At 57.2% G+C, this 18438-nt stretch carries 17 protein-coding genes; 11 read left to right on the forward strand and 6 right to left on the reverse strand.

The window, feature by feature from the left end; all coding sequences use genetic code 11:
• Positions 1-188: 188 nt before the first annotated feature.
• Both lplA and V1572_RS06060 read right to left on the reverse strand, forming a co-directional pair.
• A complete protein-coding gene (lplA, locus tag V1572_RS06055; RefSeq protein ID WP_048028573.1) occupies positions 189-1205 on the reverse strand; it encodes a lipoate--protein ligase LplA in 1017 nt (338 codons plus the stop codon).
• A gap of 39 nt (positions 1206-1244) precedes the next feature.
• Positions 1245-1889 (reverse strand): YtjB family periplasmic protein, encoded by a 645-nt coding sequence (locus V1572_RS06060; RefSeq protein ID WP_048225575.1) that lies wholly within the window; start codon positions 1887-1889, stop codon positions 1245-1247.
• 117 nt (positions 1890-2006) lie between these two features.
• On the opposite strand from V1572_RS06060, the gene serB reads away from it, so the two are divergent.
• From serB to nadR, 3 genes are all read left to right on the forward strand, one after another.
• The gene (gene serB, locus V1572_RS06065) at positions 2007-2975 is read left to right on the forward strand and encodes a phosphoserine phosphatase (RefSeq protein ID WP_008502066.1); all 969 of its coding nucleotides are present in this window, start codon (positions 2007-2009) and stop codon (positions 2973-2975) included.
• A 74-nt stretch (positions 2976-3049) separates the two neighbouring features.
• Complete coding sequence (gene radA, locus V1572_RS06070) at positions 3050-4435, forward strand: DNA repair protein RadA (RefSeq protein WP_023293325.1); 1386 nt, start codon at positions 3050-3052, stop codon at positions 4433-4435.
• A 35-nt stretch (positions 4436-4470) separates the two neighbouring features.
• Positions 4471-5703 (forward strand): multifunctional transcriptional regulator/nicotinamide-nucleotide adenylyltransferase/ribosylnicotinamide kinase NadR, encoded by a 1233-nt coding sequence (gene nadR, locus V1572_RS06075; RefSeq protein WP_032643997.1) that lies wholly within the window; start codon positions 4471-4473, stop codon positions 5701-5703.
• A gap of 65 nt (positions 5704-5768) precedes the next feature.
• Here nadR and V1572_RS06080 read toward each other — a convergent pair whose 3' ends face one another.
• Entirely contained in the window at positions 5769-6770 is a 1002-nt protein-coding gene (locus V1572_RS06080; protein WP_395299785.1) for a zinc-binding alcohol dehydrogenase family protein, read from the reverse strand.
• Positions 6771-6878: 108 nt separating this feature from the next.
• On the opposite strand from V1572_RS06080, the gene V1572_RS06085 reads away from it, so the two are divergent.
• On the forward strand, positions 6879-7778 hold the full coding sequence (locus V1572_RS06085; protein ID WP_248222492.1) for a LysR family transcriptional regulator: 900 nt from the start codon (positions 6879-6881) through the stop codon (positions 7776-7778).
• Positions 7779-7906: 128 nt separating this feature from the next.
• Here the strand turns inward: V1572_RS06085 and ettA are convergent, their stop codons facing one another.
• Positions 7907-9574, reverse strand: a complete 1668-nt coding sequence (ettA, locus tag V1572_RS06090) for an energy-dependent translational throttle protein EttA (RefSeq protein WP_003856515.1) — start codon at positions 9572-9574, stop codon at positions 7907-7909.
• A gap of 227 nt (positions 9575-9801) precedes the next feature.
• Here ettA and sltY point away from each other — a divergent pair, with 227 nt between their 5' ends.
• Together sltY and trpR are read left to right on the forward strand one after the other, a co-directional pair.
• Positions 9802-11739 carry a murein transglycosylase gene (gene sltY, locus V1572_RS06095; protein ID WP_048028566.1) on the forward strand — a complete coding sequence of 646 codons (1938 nt, stop codon included), beginning with the start codon at positions 9802-9804 and terminating at the stop codon, positions 11737-11739.
• Between the two features lie 55 nt (positions 11740-11794).
• On the forward strand, positions 11795-12121 hold the full coding sequence (gene trpR / locus V1572_RS06100; RefSeq protein ID WP_021240574.1) for a trp operon repressor: 327 nt from the start codon (positions 11795-11797) through the stop codon (positions 12119-12121).
• Here the strand turns inward: trpR and yjjX are convergent.
• Positions 12118-12633, reverse strand: coding sequence for an inosine/xanthosine triphosphatase (gene yjjX, locus V1572_RS06105; protein ID WP_008502058.1), 516 nt, complete (start codon positions 12631-12633; stop codon positions 12118-12120). The two genes, trpR and yjjX, sit on opposite strands and share 4 nt — an antisense overlap.
• A gap of 50 nt (positions 12634-12683) precedes the next feature.
• On the opposite strand from yjjX, the gene gpmB reads away from it, so the two are divergent.
• Positions 12684-13331 carry a 2,3-diphosphoglycerate-dependent phosphoglycerate mutase GpmB gene (gene gpmB / locus V1572_RS06110; protein ID WP_008502057.1) on the forward strand — a complete coding sequence of 216 codons (648 nt, stop codon included), beginning with the start codon at positions 12684-12686 and terminating at the stop codon, positions 13329-13331.
• On the opposite strand, the gene robA is transcribed toward gpmB, so the two are convergent.
• A complete protein-coding gene (gene robA / locus V1572_RS06115; RefSeq protein ID WP_045907752.1) occupies positions 13328-14197 on the reverse strand; it encodes an MDR efflux pump AcrAB transcriptional activator RobA in 870 nt (289 codons plus the stop codon). The two genes, gpmB and robA, sit on opposite strands and share 4 nt — an antisense overlap.
• A 211-nt stretch (positions 14198-14408) precedes the next feature.
• Between robA and creA the strand changes: the two genes are divergently transcribed.
• Genes creA through creD form a run of 4 tightly spaced genes read left to right on the forward strand, consistent with a single transcriptional unit; the run spans position 14409 to position 18416 of the window.
• Positions 14409-14879: a protein CreA gene (gene creA, locus V1572_RS06120; RefSeq protein WP_048225583.1), complete on the forward strand. Its 471-nt coding sequence runs from the start codon at positions 14409-14411 to the stop codon at positions 14877-14879.
• A 14-nt stretch (positions 14880-14893) separates the two neighbouring features.
• Positions 14894-15583 carry a two-component system response regulator CreB gene (gene creB, locus V1572_RS06125; RefSeq protein ID WP_229226400.1) on the forward strand — a complete coding sequence of 230 codons (690 nt, stop codon included), beginning with the start codon at positions 14894-14896 and terminating at the stop codon, positions 15581-15583.
• Complete coding sequence (creC, locus tag V1572_RS06130) at positions 15583-17007, forward strand: two-component system sensor histidine kinase CreC (RefSeq protein WP_395299786.1); 1425 nt, start codon at positions 15583-15585, stop codon at positions 17005-17007. The genes creB and creC overlap by 1 nt, the downstream gene beginning before the upstream one ends.
• 56 nt (positions 17008-17063) lie before the next feature.
• Positions 17064-18416 (forward strand): cell envelope integrity protein CreD, encoded by a 1353-nt coding sequence (creD, locus tag V1572_RS06135; RefSeq protein WP_395299787.1) that lies wholly within the window; start codon positions 17064-17066, stop codon positions 18414-18416.
• Positions 18417-18438 lie beyond the last annotated feature (22 nt).

The following is an 18438-nucleotide window of genomic DNA, read 5'->3' on the forward strand; positions in this document are numbered from 1 at the left end:
AGTCATTAACTTGCAGTGTTGCAAGCGCGAGGATTCTATTAATGGTTAATGTTAATTCTATAATGATTAATTCTAATTTTTGTTTTGAGAAATATTAATGCGGGTAAATACATTTGTGCATGTATTTACATGTAGAGGGAAGCGAATAATAAAAAAGCGGTGCATTTATTCACCGCTTTTTATCCGGGTTATTTTATAGCCTGGGCGATCCAGGCCGATAATTCCCGCAATTCTCTTTCTTGTTGCGGAAAATCGCCGATCAGCGCATCACACTCCTGCTGCAACATATCCGCCCGATACAAACAGCCCTGCAGACGCGCGGCCAGCGCCTCTAACGGTGCCGGATTGAGACTATCCGTAAAGACCTGCGTGCGGGTAATATGGCCCTTCTCAACGTCAAAGTGCAATTCCACGCCGCCCCAGGTAAAACGTTCGTCCAGTAGATGGGAAAAGGCAGGGGCCTGACCGAAGTTCCACTCCCAGCTGCTCTGGCGGGCGAAGGTGTCGGCGAAGTTGGGCAGGTCCGGCGTTTTGTCCGGGGAGATCACTTCGGCTTCTACCTGCTCACCGTAATGTTCGAAGAAAGCGTCACGGATCGCATCGCAAATCTGCTCGTGAGTAATCCCGGGCAGCAGTTCCACCAGATTCGCCACGCGCCCGCGTACGGATGTAATGCCCTTAGCCTGTAGCTTTTTCTTATCAGGATTAAGGTAGTTCGCCAGACGGCTCAGATCGGCATTCAGCAGCAGGGTGCCGTGGTGGAATCCGCGATCCATCGTTTCACGATAGGCAGAGCCGGAGACCTTGCGGTCACCGTCGGGCGTTTTGACCACCAGATCGTTGCGTCCCGAAGCTTCAGCCGTCACGCCGAGCGCATTGAGCGCGTTGAGGACGATGGATGTTGAGATGGTTTTGTCGTATTCCGGTTTTCCCGCCATAAAGGTAAAGCAGGTATTGCCCAGATCGTGGAACACCGCACCGCCGCCGCTGCTCCGGCGCGCCAGGCGGACGTTGTCTTCTTCCATGCGCCGGGTGTTGCACTCTTTCCACGGATTTTGCGCACGACCAATGACCACCGTATCGGCGTTACGCCAGAGAAAGAGGACGCGCTGGGTGGCAGGCATCTGGCGGAAGATGCACTCTTCCACCGCGAGATTAAACCAGGGATCGTAAGAGTCAGAGATAAGCAGGCGTAACGTCGTCATGGCAAAGTTCCTTTTCTGAATCGTTCGCCTACTTTATCACTATTCTTTCTTCTCGCTCTCTTCGTCTTCGGGGACCGACCGGCTGGCGGTCAGCAGGAACGGGGATTGCTGCCAGCGCGTGCGTTTGCCGCGAAGCAGGGTGCGCGCCAGCACAACGCCAATGGCGAGCGAAAGCAGCAGCATCAGGCGCAGAATGTTGGTGGTATTATCGACCTGCTTGGCTTCAGTCGGAAGAGTATGGGTGTCGAGCGTCAGGCGCAGATACCCCAGAGGGCCATTCTTGCCCTGAATAGGTTCAACAAGCTGTTGGTTGAAGTAGCCGCCGGCTTTTTTGCCGTCCAGCGCCAGCCTGTCGCGCACGTCGACATGTTCGCCCGCGCGGGCAATCAGGTTGCCTTGCTCATCATAGACGCCCGCATCAAGAATGCGGCTGTTCTCCGTCAGCAGGCGTAAAACCTGGCCTATCCGCTTCTCGTCCGGCGTTTCGGTTCGCATGGACGGCGCGACGTTGAGCGTCACCTGGCGTGCCAGCGTGCGGGCCAGCTCTTCAAACTGCGGGTTGCGTTGCCGTTGATGATTCTGGCTAAACCACGATGCCCCTTGCATCAGCACCACTAAGAGTGCGAGACAGGAAAGGACAATCACGGCGCGATGGAGCCGGAATTTCAGTTTTGCGCGAGCCATATTCCACCTGCTGAAAATTTACGGCTTAATGTTGCCAGAAGTGATGGTTACAGGGTAGCCTCATGCGTTATTTTCCCTCTGCAACCTTCCGGCGCGAACGAAATTACAGGAGCTTTAATGCCGAACATTACCTGGTGTGACCTGCCAACGGATGTCTCTTTATGGCCAGGATTGCCGCTCTCTTTAAGTGGCGATGAGGTGATGCCTCTGGATTACCACGCCGGTCGTAGCGGCTGGCTGCTGTACGGACGCGGTCTGGATAAGCAACGCCTGACCCAGTATCAAACCAAACTGGGGGCCGCGATGGTCATCGTCGCCGCCTGGTGCGTGGAAGACTACCAGGTCATTCGTCTGGCGGGCTCTCTGACGCAGCGCGCCACGCGCCTGGCGCATGACGCCGGGCTGGACGTCGCGCCGCTGGGTAAAATTCCGCACCTGAAAACGCCGGGCCTGCTGGTCATGGACATGGACTCTACCGCCATTCAGATCGAGTGTATTGACGAAATTGCGAAGCTGGCGGGCAGCGGCGAGCTGGTGGCGGAAGTCACCGAGCGTGCGATGCGCGGCGAGCTGGATTTCACCGCCAGCCTGAGACAGCGCGTGGCGACCCTGAAAGGGGCCGATGCCAACATTCTGCGCCAGGTGCGCGATGTGCTGCCATTGATGCCCGGACTGACGCAGCTGGTGCTGAAGCTGCAGTCCCTCGGCTGGAAGGTGGCGATTGCCTCCGGTGGCTTCACCTTCTTCGCGGATTATCTGCGGGAAAAACTGCATCTGACCACCGTGGTGGCCAATGAGCTGGAGATCATGGACGGCAAGCTGACCGGCCAGGTGATCGGCGATATCGTGGATGCCCAGTACAAAGCCAATACGCTGACGCGTCTGGCGGAAAAATATGAAATTCCGGTTGTCCAGACCGTCGCCATCGGAGACGGCGCGAACGACCTGCCGATGATCAAAGCGGCCGGCCTGGGCATTGCCTACCATGCCAAGCCAAAAGTGAATGAAAAGACGGAAGTGACTATCCGTCACGCTGACCTGATGGGGGTGTTCTGCATTCTCTCCGGCAGCCTTAATCAGAAATAACGGTCTGCTTTGTAGGCCGGGTAAGCGTAAGCGCCACCCGGCACGCAGGCCGCAGAGAAATAACGAGGTAAACCGTGGCGAAAGCTCCAAAACGCGCATTTGTCTGTAATGAATGTGGTGCGGATTATCCGCGCTGGCAGGGGCAATGCAGCGCCTGTCATGCCTGGAACACCATCACCGAAGTGCGTGGTGTGGCGGCTTCGCCGAGCGTGGCGCGCAACGAGCGCCTGAGTGGCTACGCGGGCAATGCGGGCGTAGCGAAAGTCCAGAAGCTCTCGGACATCAGCCTCGAAGAGCTGCCGCGCTTCTCCACCGGGTTTAAAGAGTTCGATCGCGTGCTCGGCGGTGGCGTGGTGCCGGGCAGCGCGATTCTTATCGGCGGTAACCCGGGCGCGGGTAAATCGACCCTGCTGCTGCAAACGCTCTGCAAGCTTGCCGAACAGATGAAAACCCTGTACGTCACGGGGGAAGAGTCCCTGCAGCAGGTGGCGATGCGCGCGCACCGTCTGGGCCTGCCGACCGGCAACCTGAACATGCTGTCGGAAACCAGCATCGAGCAGATCTGCATGATCGCCGAAGAAGAGCAGCCGAAGCTGATGGTGATCGACTCCATCCAGGTGATGCACATGGCGGACATCCAGTCCTCGCCGGGCAGCGTCGCGCAGGTCCGTGAAACCGCGGCCTACCTGACGCGCTTTGCTAAAACACGCGGCGTGGCGATTGTGATGGTGGGCCATGTGACCAAAGATGGCTCGCTGGCGGGGCCGAAGGTGCTCGAACACTGTATCGACTGCTCCGTGATGCTCGACGGCGACGCGGATTCCCGCTTCCGCACCCTGCGCAGCCATAAAAACCGCTTTGGTGCGGTGAACGAGTTAGGCGTGTTTGCCATGACCGAGCAGGGGCTGCGCGAAGTCAGCAACCCGTCGGCCATCTTCCTGAGCCGTGGCGATGAGATCACCTCCGGCAGCTCGGTGATGGTGCTGTGGGAAGGGACGCGCCCGCTGCTCGTCGAAATTCAGGCGCTGGTCGATCACTCGATGATGGGCAACCCGCGGCGCGTAGCGGTTGGTCTGGAACAGAACCGTCTGGCGATCCTGCTGGCGGTGCTGCACCGTCACGGCGGGCTGCAGATGGCGGATCAGGACGTCTTCGTGAACGTGGTCGGCGGCGTCAAAGTCACTGAGACCAGCGCAGACCTGGCGCTGCTGCTGGCGATGGTCTCCAGCCTGCGCGACAGACCGCTGCCGCAGGATCTGGTCGTCTTCGGCGAGGTGGGGCTGGCCGGGGAAATCCGTCCGGTGCCGAGCGGGCAGGAGCGAATCTCCGAGGCGGCAAAACACGGTTTCCGTCGCGCGATCGTTCCGGCTGCAAACGTGCCGAAAAAAATCCCGGAAGGGATGCAGGTTTTTGGCGTGAAGAAACTCGCAGATGCGTTAAATGTCTTTGACGACTTATAATTACGTATTCGATTTTGCAGGAGGCACCGTAATTTATGTCATCATTTGACTACATCAAGACCGCTATCCGCCAGAAGGGCTGCACGCTGCAGCAGGTGGCAGACGCCAGCGGCATGACCAAAGGCTACCTGAGCCAACTGCTGAACGCCAAAATCAAAAGCCCCAGCGCGCAGAAGCTGGAAGCGCTGCACCGCTTTCTGGGGCTGGAATTCCCGCGTATGCAAAAGAACATCGGCGTGGTGTTCGGCAAGTTTTACCCGCTGCATACCGGGCATATCTATCTGATCCAGCGCGCCTGCAGCCAGGTGGATGAGCTGCACATCATCATGGGATACGACGAAACCCGCGATCGCCAGCTGTTTGAAGACAGCGCCATGTCGCAGCAGCCGACCGTGCCGGACCGCCTGCGCTGGCTGCTTCAGACCTTCAAGTACCAGAAAAACATCCGTATTCACGCCTTTAACGAAGAGGGCATGGAGCCGTACCCGCACGGCTGGGACGTGTGGAGCAACGGCATCAAAGCGTTTATGGAAGAGAAGGGCATTGCGCCTAACTGGATCTACACCTCTGAAGAGTCCGACGCGCCGCAGTTCCGCGAGCATCTGGGCATTGAGACGGTGCTGATCGATCCGAAACGCACCTTCATGAACATCAGCGGGGCACAGATCCGCGAAAACCCGTTCCGCTATTGGGACTACATCCCAACCGAGGTGAAGCCGTTCTTTGTGCGCACCGTCGCCATCCTGGGCGGCGAATCGAGCGGTAAGTCAACGCTGGTCAACAAGCTGGCGAATATCTTCAATACCACCAGCGCGTGGGAGTACGGGCGCGACTATGTCTTTTCCCATCTGGGCGGTGATGAGATGGCGCTGCAGTATTCCGACTACGACAAAATCGCGCTCGGTCATGCCCAGTACATTGATTTCGCGGTGAAATACGCCAACAAGGTGGCGTTTATCGATACCGATTTTGTCACCACCCAAGCGTTCTGCAAAAAGTACGAAGGGCGTGAACATCCGTTCGTGCAGGCGCTGATTGACGAATACCGCTTTGACCTGGTGATCCTGCTGGAAAACAACACCCCGTGGGTGGCCGACGGCATGCGCAGCCTCGGCAGCTCCGTCGACAGGCGTGAATTCCAGACCATGCTGGTGGATATGCTCAACGAAAACAATGTTGAGTTTGTGCACGTGGAAGAGTCGGACTACGACTCCCGTTTCCTGCGCTGCGTCGAGCTGGTGAAGGAGATGATGGGGGAGCAGGGTTAAAGACGGCTCCGTGCTATCCCCTCTCCCCTATGGGGAGAGGGTTAGGGTGAGGGGGAACAACCCACTCAATACTCAACCACCACTTTCCCCCGCATATGCCCGTCCAGCACTTTACGGTGCGCCTCCGTAATGCTTTCCACGCTCAGCCCGTGCAGCGTTTCACTCAGTGAGCTTTCCACCACGCCGTTATCCACCAGCTTCGCCACCTCATTGAGGATCTCACCCTGACGCGCCATATCAGCGGTCTGGTACATGCTGCGGGTGTACATAAATTCCCAGTGCAGCGCGGCGGATTTCGACTTCAGCTTGTCCTGGTTCAGCGGGTGTTCATTCTCCACGATAGAACAGATATGCCCCTGCGGCGCAATCAGTTCGCTGACCGCCTCCCAGTGTCCGTCGGTATCGTTGAGGATGAAAATGTAATCCACAAAGTTCAGCCCGTGCTTCGCCAGTTCGCCTTTCAGATCGCGGTAGTTCACCACCACATCTGCACCGCGATCGCGGCACCACTGGGCGGAATCTTCACGGGACGCCGTTGCGATAACCTTTACCTTGCTGTTGTGCTTCGCAAACGGGATCGCCAGCGATCCCACGCCGCCCGCACCGCCGATGATTAGCAGGGTTTTGTCCGCACCGGCATCCTGAATATTCAGCCGTTCAAACAGGCCTTCCCACGCGGTGAGTGCGGTCAACGGTAGCGCAGCGGCAGCCGCCCAGCCGAGGCTTGTCGGTTTGTGCCCGACTATGCGCGCGTCGATCAGCTGGTGTGTGGTGTTGCTGCCCGGGCGGGTGATGTCCCCTGCATACCACACCTCATCTCCCGGTTTGAATCCGGTGACGCCAGCGCCAGCGGCTTTGACGATCCCGCTGGCATCCCAGCCCAGCACGCGCGGCTCTTTCAGCCCGTTTTTGGCAATGCCTGCGTGGACTTTGGTATCGACCGGGTTAACCGAGACGGCTTTGACCTCCACCAGCAGATCGTGCTCGCCGGGCTGTGGCATTGGTGGGGTGATTTCAATGAAGGTGGACGGATTTTCCGGGTTCACGGCAATGGCTTTAACTGACATGGTGTGCTCCTCAATGGCATGCGTTTTGTTGAGGCTAGTCTATTAAGTGGCCAGCTGCATGATAAGATGGACAATCAAGAACTCAGCGTTCGTACAGGATGAACAATCATGTTTAAACAGCTGCAGGATATGGCGCTTTTCGCGCTGGTGGCGGAGATGGGCAGCTTTACCGCGGCAGCCCAGAAAGCCGAACTGCCGAAATCCAGCGTCAGCCAGCGAATTAGCCAGCTGGAGCAGCAGGTGGGTATCCGCCTGCTCAACCGCACTACCCGCAGGCTGAACCTGACGTTTGCGGGCGAGCACTATCTGGTGCACTGCCGCGAAATGCTGGCGGCCAGCGAGCGGGCGGAGTATGCCATTCAGCGCCTGCGCGAAAACCCGAGCGGGCGGCTGCGCATCACCTGTCCGGCGGGGATTGGCGCGACGCTGCTGGCGCATATGAATGCCGAGTTCCAGCTTCGCTATCCTGAGGTTTCGCTGGACGTGTCGATCTCTGATGATGTGGTGGATCTGGTCGAGTCCGGCTTTGACGTGGCGCTGCGTACCGGCAAGCCGCAGGACTCCTCCCTGATTGGCCGAATGATCGGGCATTGTCCGCGCTACATGCTGGCCTCGCCGGACTATCTGGCGCGGCGGGCGCCGCTAACGCATCCCCGTCAACTGGTGGAGCACCGCAGCATTACGCACAGAGCCTGGTCGGAGTGGCTTCTGCGAAGCGAGAATGAGGATTACCGCTACCTGCCGGATAACGCGCACATGACCGATAATCTGGTGTACGCCCGCGAGTGCGCGATGGCCGGGGCGGGGATCACGCTGCTTCCTGCATTTTTGCTGGAAGATAAGATTGAAAAGGGCGCGCTGGTGCAGGTGCTGCCGGAGTGGAACGTTGAAGGCAACGACCTCTGGCTGGCCTACCCGAGCCGCAAGCTGAATTCGCCCGCGCTGATGAGCTATATTGAGTTTGCGATGCAGTTTGACGAGGTGAAGCGGTATTACGTGGGCAAATAAAAAAGCCGGGTGGCGGCTTCGCCTTACCCGGCCTACACACTGTGCGGCCTGATGCCCTCACCCTGGCCCTCTCCCACGGGGAGAGGGAACAACCATAAAAAACGGCAACCGAAGTTGCCGTTTTGCTTTTATTTCGCAATACGCTTGTACTTAATACGCTTCGGCTCCAGCGCGTCGGCGCCCAGCGTGCGTTTCTTGTACTCTTCGTATTCGGTGAAGTTACCTTCGAAGAACTCCACCTTACCTTCGTCCTGGTAGTCCAGGATGTGGGTCGCGATACGGTCCAGGAACCAGCGGTCGTGCGAGATAACCATCGCGCAGCCCGGGAATTCCAGCAGGGCGTTTTCCAGCGCGCGCAGGGTTTCGATATCCAGGTCGTTTGTTGGTTCATCGAGCAGCAGAACGTTACCGCCCACCTGCAGCAGCTTCGCCAGGTGCAGACGACCGCGCTCACCGCCGGACAGCTCGCCCACGCGTTTGCCCTGGTCGGTGCCTTTAAAGTTAAAGCGACCAACGTAGGCGCGGCTTGGCATCTCGGTGTTGCCGATACGCATGATATCCAGACCGCCGGAGACTTCTTCCCACACGGTTTTGCTGTTATCCATCGCGTCACGGAACTGGTCAACGGAGGCCAGCTTCACGGTCTCACCCAGGGTGATAGAGCCGCTGTCTGGCTGTTCCTGACCGGACATCATGCGGAACAGAGTTGATTTACCCGCGCCGTTCGGACCGATGATGCCGACGATAGCACCTTTCGGTACGGAGAAGGTCAGGTCGTCGATCAGCACACGGTCGCCGTAAGACTTACGCAGGTTGGTCACTTCAACCACTTTATCCCCCAGACGTGCTCCAGGTGGAATAAACAGTTCGTTGGTTTCGTTACGTTTCTGGTATTCGGTGTTGTTCAGCTCTTCGAAGCGTGCCAGACGGGCTTTACCCTTAGACTGACGGCCTTTCGCGCCCTGACGCACCCACTCCAGCTCTTTCTCGATAGACTTACGACGGGCCGCTTCCTGAGACGCTTCCTGAGCCAGACGCTGATCTTTCTGCTCCAGCCAGGAGGAGTAGTTGCCTTCCCACGGAATACCTTCACCGCGGTCCAGCTCCAGGATCCAGCCGGCGACGTTGTCGAGGAAGTAACGGTCGTGGGTAATCGCCACAACGGTGCCTTCGAAGTCGTGCAGGAAGCGCTCCAGCCACGCCACGGATTCCGCATCCAGGTGGTTAGTTGGTTCGTCGAGCAGCAGCATGTCTGGTTTTTCCAGCAGCAGGCGGCACAGCGCCACGCGGCGGCGTTCACCCCCGGAGAGGTTCGCGATTTTTGCATCCCAGTCCGGCAGACGCAGGGCATCAGCCGCGCGCTCCAGCTGCACGTTCAGGTTGTGACCGTCGTGCGCCTGGATGATCTCTTCATACTTGCCCTGCTGTGCGGCCAGCTTGTCGAAGTCCGCATCCGGCTCGGCGTATTTGGCATACACTTCATCCAGACCTTTCAGGGCGTTAACCACTTCGGATACCGCTTCTTCAACAGATTCGCGAACGGTGTGTTCCGGGTTCAGCTGAGGTTCCTGCGGCAGGTAGCCAATCTTGATGCCAGGCTGCGGACGGGCTTCACCTTCGATGTCTGTATCAATGCCGGCCATGATGCGCAGCAGGGTGGACTTACCGGCACCGTTGAGACCCAGAACACCGATTTTTGCGCCCGGGAAGAAGCTCAGCGAGATATTTTTAAGAATATGACGTTTCGGCGGGACAACTTTGCCGACACGATGCATGGTATAAACGAATTGAGCCACGTTGGACTTCGCCTCTTTTATCGTAATGAGAAGGAATTTCAGCCTCGAAGTGTAGCCTTTTTCCCGCCCTAATCCCAGCCAGGAACGTCGGGAGTGTTAAAACGCGCAAGAAAGGTAAAAAAGTGTCCATGACGTGGCGCGTTGAAGGATGCCTGGTTAGCATAAGTTAATTAGACTTTGACGTGGCAAGACGCTGCAATTGACGAAAAAACAATGAGGAAGAGCTTGTGGAAAAAGCCAAACAGGTGGTCTGGCGTCTGCTGGCTGCCAGCGTATGCGTAATGGCGGTAAGCCAGGCGGTGCATGCCGATTCACTGGATGAACAACGTAGTCGCTACGCTCAGATTAAACAGGCGTGGGACAACAAGCAGATGGATACCGTTCAGGCGCTGATGCCGACGCTAAAGGATTATCCGCTGTATCCGTATCTTGAGTATCGCCAGATCACGGACGATCTCATGAACCAGCCCACCGTCACCGTGAATAACTTCATTCAGGCGAACCCGACCCTGCCGCCAGCCCGAAATCTCCAGTCTCGTTTTGTGAATGAGCTGGCGCGTCGCGAAGACTGGCGCGGGCTGCTGGCGTTTAGCCCAGAAAAGCCGAATACCACCGAAGCGCAGTGTAACTACTACTACGCAAAATGGGCGACCGGCCAGCAGGAAGAGGCCTGGGCCGGGGCGAAAGAGCTCTGGCTGACCGGGAAAAATCAGCCGAACGCCTGTGATTCCCTGTTTGGCGCGTGGCGTGCTTCCGGCAAGCAGGACCCGCTGTCCTATCTTGAGCGCATCCGCCTGGCGATGAAGGCAGGCAACACGCGGCTGGTGACCACGCTGGCGGGGCAGATGCCGTCCGATTACCAGACGATCTCCACGGCGGTTATCTCGCTGGCAAACGATCCCAACAGCGTGCTGACCTTTGCCCGCAGTACGGGCGCGACCGATTTTACCCGCCAGATGGCGGCGGTGGCTTTTGCCAGCGTGGCGCGTGACGATGTGGAAAACGCACGGCTGATGATCCCACAGCTGGTGCAGGCGCAGCAGCTTAATGAGGAGCAAACCCAGGAGCTGCGCGATATTGTGGCGTGGCGACTGATGGGCACCGATGTAACCGACGAGCAGGCGCGCTGGCGAGACGATGCCATTATGCGTTCGAACTCCACGTCGCTGGTGGAGCGCCGCGTGCGCATGGCGCTGGGTACGGGCGATCGTCGCGGGCTCAATACCTGGCTCGCGCGGTTGCCAATGGAGGCCAAAGAGAAAGACGAATGGCGCTACTGGCAGGCCGATCTGCTGATGGAGCGCGGTCGTGATGATGAAGCCAAAGAGATTCTCCATACGCTGATGCAGCAACGCGGGTTCTACCCGATGGCGGCCGCGCAGCGCCTGGGCGAGGAGTACACCTTCCGCATTGATAAGGCGCCCGCTAACGCGAACCCGGCGCTGACGCAGGGGCCAGAAATGGCGCGCGTTCGCGAGCTGATGTACTGGAATATGGATAACACCGCGCGCAGCGAATGGGCGAATCTGGTGACCAGCCGCACCACCGATGAAAAAGCCCAGCTTGCCCGCTATGCCTTTGATAACCACTGGTGGGATCTGAGCGTGCAGGCGACGATCGCCGGTAAGCTGTGGGATCATCTGGAGGAGCGTTTCCCGCTGGCGTACAACGATCTGTTCGAACGCTATACCCGCGGCAAAGATATTCCGCAAAGCTACGCGATGGCCATTGCCCGTCAGGAGAGTGCCTGGAACCCGAAAGTCCGCTCCCCGGTGGGCGCCAGCGGCCTGATGCAGATTATGCCGGGAACGGCGACGCACACGGTGAAGATGTTTAACATCCCTGGATACAGCAGCCCGTCACAGCTTCTCGATCCGGATACCAACATCAATATCGGTACCAGCTATCTCCAGTATGTGTATCAGCAGTTCGGCAACAACCGCATCTTCTCGTCGGCGGCCTATAACGCGGGACCGGGTCGCGTGCGCACCTGGCTCGGCAACAGCGCCGGACGCATCGACGCCGTGGCGTTTGTCGAGAGCATCCCGTTCTCGGAAACGCGCGGCTACGTGAAGAACGTGCTGGCCTATGATGCCTACTATCGCTACTTCATGGGGCAGAAAGATACCCTGATGAGCGATGCCGAGTGGCAGAGACGTTACTGATCGGCGTGGGTTGTGTTATGCTGTACTCGCTAAAGAGTACAAGAGGCAGCATAACATGACCCAGCATTCCCCGTATTCCTCGGCAATGGCCGAACAACGTCATCAGGAGTGGCTTCGTTTTGTGGAGTTGCTTCGTCAGTCTTACGAGCAGGATTTGCATTTACCCCTGATGCAGCTGATGCTCACGCCGGACGAGCGTGAGGCGCTGGGCACGCGCGTGCGGATCATTGAAGAGTTACTGCGCGGCGAGATGAGCCAGCGCGAGCTGAAAAATGAGCTCGGCGCGGGCATCGCAACGATTACCCGCGGATCGAACAGCCTGAAGTCGGCGCCCGTTGAGCTGCGCCAGTGGCTGGAAGCGGTGTTGTTGAAAAACGCTTAACGATAGATCGCGTTATGGAACGGGCTTAACGCCAGGATCACCGCCTGGTGGTAAACGCCTGAACGCGTCAGCGCGCCTGCGGTAAAGACGCCAATCGCCCCTTCTTTACGGCCAATCTCATCAATGCCGGTGTACTGCGACATCACCGGCCCGAGCGCTTCACCCGCACGCACTTTTTCCAGAATGATTTCCGGCAGGGGCAGGGTGGCCGAACGCGCTTCGCCGCGCTGTTCACGGCTTTCGATCACCACCCAGCTAAAGGTTGCACCTTCGTCGATACCGGCTTCAATCGCCACCCAAAAGTCCGCATCCGGTGCCGCAGCCCTGGCATTTGCCACGCGATTTCGTGCGCCAGCGCGCGTTTCCTCGCTGCCAAACGGCTGTTCAGGAACGCCACTCTCGACGCCGATGGCCTCAATATGGCAGGATCCTGCGCCGAAGATCTCGTCAAATGCCCTTAGAATTGCCTGAATTTTGGCAGGATTAGTGGTAGCAGAGACAACATGGTGCATAATTAAGCTCGATTCAAAAAAAACTCATCGCAGTATAACGGAAAAAAAGCATGTTACAGGTATACCTTGTTCGCCACGGTGAAACGCAGTGGAACGCCGAGCGACGTATTCAAGGCCAGTCAGACAGTCCTCTCACTGAGAAGGGTGTGCAGCAAGCGTGGCAGGTGGCAGAGCGTGCCAGAACGCTGGGCATTACCCACGTCATTACCAGCGATTTAGGTCGCACACAGCAGACGGCGCGCATCATCGCAGACGCCTGCGGCTGTGACGTCATGCTTGAGCCGCGCCTGCGCGAGCTGGATATGGGCGTGCTGGAAAAACGCCATATCGATACGCTGACGGAAACGGAAGAGGGCTGGCGCCGCACGCTGGTAAACGGTACCGAAGATGGCCGTATTCCTGAGGGCGAATCCATGCAGGAGCTCAGCGTACGTATGCATGCCGCACTGGCGGAATGCCTGAAGCTTCCGGCGGGAAGCCGTCCGCTGCTGGTGAGTCATGGGATTGCGTTGGGTTGCCTGGTGAGCACCATTCTGGGGTTACCGGCTTACGCTGAGCGCCGTCTGCGTCTGCGTAACTGCTCCATTTCCCGAATTGATTATCAGGAAAGCGCGTGGCTGGCGTCAGGTTGGGTCGTGGAGATGGCAGGGGACATTTCGCATCTCGATGCCCCTGCGCTTGACGAACTGCAGCGTTAACGACGTATTGGAATCAAGAATTCCATACGCAGATTGATAGGGCCTTCTTCCGGTTTCGCATCCTGAGCCGGGTAGTAGAGCTCAATGTCCTGACCTTTACGGCGATTCAGATTCAGCATCGGCATGCAGGTTCCGTAAACGGTCAGGATAAACTCCTGCACCCCCGTTCCCAGCCCTTCATAGGCGAACATCACGTATTCGCCACCTTCCAGCACGACAGGCTTCGAACCCTGAATGTAGCCATTGGCCATCTCTGGCGTCAGCGCGGTGGTGTAGAACACCTCCTGCTCGTCGTCTTTTTCCTGGCTTGGGTGCGTTTCGTTGAGACCATACAGGATCGGCGGGATCGCCGGTGCGTGGCTCAGGAAGTCGCGCCAGAACTGAACGCGCATCTGATGACGGAACTCGGAAATCTGCTCCAGTGAACAGGAGTAGCTCTGCGTTGTGCCGATCAGATGGGTTTCCGGCAGGGTAATAATTTCATACTTCGGCATCGCGAACTCGCCCAGACGCAGAGGCGGACGCATGCCAAACGAGCTCCAGTCAGGCGAGCGACGATACAGCGCTGGCGTCAACGAGAACTGTTTTTTAAAGGCGCGGGTGAAGGTCTGCTGCGAATCGAAACGATATTGCAGGGCAATATCCAGAATCGGGCGCGCGGTCAGGCGCAGAGCCACAGCAGATTTCGATAAACGACGTGCGCGAATATAGGCCCCGATAGCATGACCGGTGACATCCTTGAACATCCTTTGCAGATGCCACTTGGAATAGCCTGCTTTAGCCGCCACATTATCCAGTGACAAAGGCTGGTCGAGATGACCTTCCAGCCAGGTGAGCAGGTCGCGAATAATTCCAGCCTGATCCATATACTATCCTCATCCTTAAAACAGCAGGTGCCTGATAACAGGTTAGCGGATAATAGCATTTTTTGATGTTTTAGCATTCAGTGTTTTTTTTGCGCATTCATGCTTTTTGCAGGGCATTATGGGCAAATATATTCTAATCCTGTGATCTTGCTACATTTTTGTCTAAAGTGTTGAATAATCGCTCAGTGTAATTTTAAAGAATGGTAACAATATGAAATACAAGACTTTGCTCTTCACCGCGCTGATGTTGATGGCCGGACGCGCTGCACAGGCGGAACAGATTGGTTCCGTCGATACCGTGTTCAAAATGTTTGGCCCGGACCACAAAATTGTCGTTGAGGCGTTTGACGATCCAGACGTGAAAAACGTCACCTGCTATGTCAGCCGTGCGAAAACAGGCGGTATCAAAGGCGGCCTGGGGCTGGCGGAGGACACCTCCGATGCGGCGATCTCCTGTCAGCAGGTGGGACCGGTTGAATTGAGCGATAAAATTAAAAACGGCAAAGCGCAGGGCGACGTGGTATTCCAGAAACGGACCTCGCTGGTGTTCAAAAAGCTGCAGGTTGTGCGTTTCTACGATGCCAAACGCAACACGCTGGCCTACCTTGCCTATTCTGACAAAGTGGTGGAAGGCTCACCGAAGAACGCGATCAGCGCGGTGCCGATTATGCCGTGGCATTAATTCAGGGATGAATCATGCAACAACCTGTGGTCTGGCTGGTTGAAGACGAAACCAGTATCGCCGATACGCTGATCTACATGCTTCAGCAGGAAGGATTCGCGGTAAAGGCGTTTGAACGCGGTTTACCCGTGCTGGAGGAGGCGCAGCGGCAGGTTCCGGCGCTCGCCATTCTGGATGTCGGACTGCCGGACATCAGCGGGTTTGAGCTTTGCCGTCGGCTGCTGGCGCAGCATCCCTCGCTGCCTGTGCTGTTTCTGACGGCGCGCAGTGATGAGGTCGACAAGCTGCTTGGCCTGGAAATGGGCGCTGATGACTACGTTGCGAAACCTTTCTCCCCTCGTGAAGTCTGCGCGCGGGTGCGGACTGTTTTACGGCGCATGCAAAAATCCGCCGCACCCTCAGAAACGTTGCGTATCGGGCAGTTTGAACTGAACGAGCCTGCCGCGCGAATCAGCTGGTGCGGGGAAACATTGCCCCTGACCCGCTACGAATTCTTGCTGCTCAAAACCTTGTTACAGGCGCCCGGTCGGGTCTTTTCGCGTCAGCAGCTCATGGACAAGGTGTGGGGTGAAGACGGCGACAGTTTCGATCGTACCGTGGACACCCACATCAAAACCCTGCGCGCCAAGCTGCGGGCGGTGAACGAGGAACTGTCCCCCATCAGCACCCATCGCGGTATGGGCTACAGTCTGGGCCTTTACTGATGCGCATTGGGATGCGGTTGCTGCTGGGGTATTTCCTGATCGTCGCCATCGCCGCGTGGTTCGTGCTGTCGATCTTTGTTCAGGAGGTGAAGCCCGGCGTGCGCAGGGCAACCGAGGGCACATTAATCGATACCGCGACCCTGTTGGCCGAAATCGGACGTGATGATTTGCTTTCGGGTCACGCGCAGCAGGGCAAGCTTGCACAGGCCTTTTCTCAGCTTCATAAGCGCCCATTTCGCGCCAATATTGGCGGTATTCATAAAGTGCGTAACGAGTATCACGTCTACATGACCGATGCGCAGGGCAGGGTCGTGTTTGATTCCGCTGGTCTGGCCGTGGGAAAAGATTACTCGCGCTGGAATGATGTCTGGCTGACGCTTCGCGGCGAATACGGCGCGCGCAGTACCCAGAGCCATCCCGACGATCCGGAAAGCACGGTGATGTATGTTGCCGCGCCGGTTGTGGATCAGGGCAAGATAATCGGCGTGCTGTCGGTGGGGAAACCGAACAGCGCGATGGCTCCGGTGATTCACCGCAGCGAGCGACGGATATTGTGGGCAGGCGGTGCGCTGCTCGGCATTGCCCTGCTGATTGGCTTGGCGGTGGCGTGGTGGATCAATCGATCTATCGGTACGTTATCGCGCTATGCCGACTCGGTAACCACCGATACGCCTCTCCCATTGCCTAATCCAGGCAGTAGCGAGCTGCAAAAGCTGGCACAGGCGCTGGAAAATATGCGTATTCGCCTTGAAGGGAAAAACTACATTGAACGCTATGTCCATGCGCTGACCCACGAGCTGAAAAGCCCGATTGCCGCCATACGCGGCGCGGCAGAAATTCTCTCCGAGCAGCCGCCGCCGCAGGTCGCCGCGCGGTTTATCGATAATATTCTGGTGCAAAATGCGCGCATGCAGTCGCTGGTTGAAAAGCTGCTCACTCAGGCGCGGCTTGAAAATCGTGTCGAGATTACGCCTGAAGCTGTCAGCGTTGACTCGCTCTTCACTCGGCTTGCAGACGCGCGAGCGACGCTGTTGGCAGCGAAAGAAATTGTGCTGACCCTTCAGCCGACATCGCTTTATGTGGCGGGCGATCCCGACCTTCTCGAACAGGCGCTCGGCAATTTGCTGGATAACGCTATCGATTTCACCCCGCAGGGTGGCGCCATTGCGCTGGCGGCCCGGGAAGATCGCAGGCAGGTAGAGCTGATCGTCACCGACAGCGGAAGCGGGATCCCGGATTACGCGCTGGAGCGTATTTTTGAGCGCTTTTATTCCCTTCCGCGCGAGAACGGGTTAAAGAGCAGCGGGCTCGGGCTGGCGTTTGTTCAGGAGGTGGCGCGTCTGCATCAGGGTGAGATTACATTGCGTAATCGTGATGAAGGTGGCGTGATGGCCACGCTGAGACTTCACCGTCCCTTCACATAACTTCAAACTGGCCCCACATAGCCTGGTTACGCTCTCCTCATCACAAAGGAGACGTAATGATGAAATCCCCCCTGTTCTGGAAAGTTAGCACCCTGCTGGGGTGCATCCTGCTGCTGTTAGTCCCGCTTTTTATGGTCAGTAACCTGATATCAGAGCGAGAGAGCTACCGCAATGATGTTGAAAATACGCTGCGTCAGAGTACCAGCGGGCCGCAAAAACTGGTCGGGCCGCTGATTGCTATCCCGGTAACGGAGATTTTTTACAAGGTAGAGGATGAGAAGAAAGTCGAGTACAAGAAAAGCTATATGCATTTTATTCTGCCGGAGTCACTGGTTGTTGAAGGTAGCCAGCACGTTGAGTCCCGAAATATCGGGATCTATGACGGACAAATCTGGAACACTGATCTCAGGATAAAAGTGCGGTTCAGCACCGAGAAAATGGCGCAGCTTAAAGGGGAAACGATGACCCTTGGGCAACCGTTTATCGTTGTCGGCGTAGGGGATGCGCGGGGCATTGGCACGGTGAAAGTCTCCAGCATCAATGGCGAGGCGTTGAGCGTCGAGCCGGGGTCGGGTGTGTATGGTGCGCTTTCCGGTATTCATATTCCGCTGACTGACAAAACGCTGGAGTCAAAAACGTTTACCCTGGAGATGTCCCTGAATCTGGCCGGAACGGGGAGTTTTGCCGTGGTTCCTGTGGGACGCAACAGTGAAATGACGCTCAACAGCAACTGGCCACATCCGGGCTTTATGGGTAACTATCTGCCGGTAAAGCATAAAATTGGTGATTCTGGCTTTCAGGCGAACTGGCAGAGCAGCTGGTTTGCGAACAATCTTGAGAGCTGGTTTAACGGCAGTGAATCGCCAGAGTGGGAATCAATCCCTGCTTTTAGCGTTACGGTAGCCACGCCTGCCGATCAGTATCAACTGACTGACCGTGCGATCAAGTACGCCATTTTGCTGATTGCGCTGACGTTTATGGCCTTCTTTGTCTTCGAAACCTTAACCGGATTACGCCTTCACCCGATGCAGTATTTGCTGGTGGGGCTGTCGCTGGTTCTGTTCTATCTGGTGCTGCTGGCGCTGTCTGAACACGTCGGGTTTACCCCCGCCTGGGTTGTTGCAAGTCTGGTTGGTGCAGCGATGAACGTAATGTACCTGCAGGCCGTGATGAAAAGCTGGAAGCGCAGCGGGCTGTTTGTGCTGGCGCTACTCGGGCTGGATGTCGTGATGTGGTTCCTGCTGCGCTCGGAGGACAGCGCGCTGCTGTTGGGGTCAGCGGTTCTCGCGCTGGCGCTGTTCGCCGTGATGTACCTGACCCGGCATTTCGACTGGTACTCGCTCTCTCAGTCAAAGCGGCCTGAACCTCCGGCAGAGCCTGATAACGACACGATGCGGATCTGGAAATAAAAAAAACGGCGCAAATGCGCCG

The organism is Enterobacter quasiroggenkampii, from assembly GCF_043972695.1.
Taxonomy (GTDB): Bacteria; Pseudomonadota; Gammaproteobacteria; order Enterobacterales; family Enterobacteriaceae; genus Enterobacter; species Enterobacter quasiroggenkampii.

What these genes read in the sequence shown, in the direction of transcription:
- lplA (WP_048028573.1), bottom strand. Translation starts at nt 1,205, where the DNA reads ATGACGACGTTACGCCTGCTTATCTCTGACTCTTACGATCCCTGGTTT.
- V1572_RS06060 (WP_048225575.1), bottom strand. Translation starts at nt 1,889, where the DNA reads ATGGCTCGCGCAAAACTGAAATTCCGGCTCCATCGCGCCGTGATTGTC.
- serB (WP_008502066.1), top strand. Translation starts at nt 2,007, where the DNA reads ATGCCGAACATTACCTGGTGTGACCTGCCAACGGATGTCTCTTTATGG.
- nadR (WP_032643997.1), top strand. Translation starts at nt 4,471, where the DNA reads ATGTCATCATTTGACTACATCAAGACCGCTATCCGCCAGAAGGGCTGC.
- V1572_RS06080 (WP_395299785.1), bottom strand. Translation starts at nt 6,770, where the DNA reads ATGTCAGTTAAAGCCATTGCCGTGAACCCGGAAAATCCGTCCACCTTC.
- V1572_RS06085 (WP_248222492.1), top strand. Translation starts at nt 6,879, where the DNA reads ATGTTTAAACAGCTGCAGGATATGGCGCTTTTCGCGCTGGTGGCGGAG.
- trpR (WP_021240574.1), top strand. Translation starts at nt 11,795, where the DNA reads ATGACCCAGCATTCCCCGTATTCCTCGGCAATGGCCGAACAACGTCAT.
- yjjX (WP_008502058.1), bottom strand. Translation starts at nt 12,633, where the DNA reads ATGCACCATGTTGTCTCTGCTACCACTAATCCTGCCAAAATTCAGGCA.
- gpmB (WP_008502057.1), top strand. Translation starts at nt 12,684, where the DNA reads ATGTTACAGGTATACCTTGTTCGCCACGGTGAAACGCAGTGGAACGCC.
- robA (WP_045907752.1), bottom strand. Translation starts at nt 14,197, where the DNA reads ATGGATCAGGCTGGAATTATTCGCGACCTGCTCACCTGGCTGGAAGGT.
- creA (WP_048225583.1), top strand. Translation starts at nt 14,409, where the DNA reads ATGAAATACAAGACTTTGCTCTTCACCGCGCTGATGTTGATGGCCGGA.
- creB (WP_229226400.1), top strand. Translation starts at nt 14,894, where the DNA reads ATGCAACAACCTGTGGTCTGGCTGGTTGAAGACGAAACCAGTATCGCC.
- creC (WP_395299786.1), top strand. Translation starts at nt 15,583, where the DNA reads ATGCGCATTGGGATGCGGTTGCTGCTGGGGTATTTCCTGATCGTCGCC.
- creD (WP_395299787.1), top strand. Translation starts at nt 17,064, where the DNA reads ATGATGAAATCCCCCCTGTTCTGGAAAGTTAGCACCCTGCTGGGGTGC.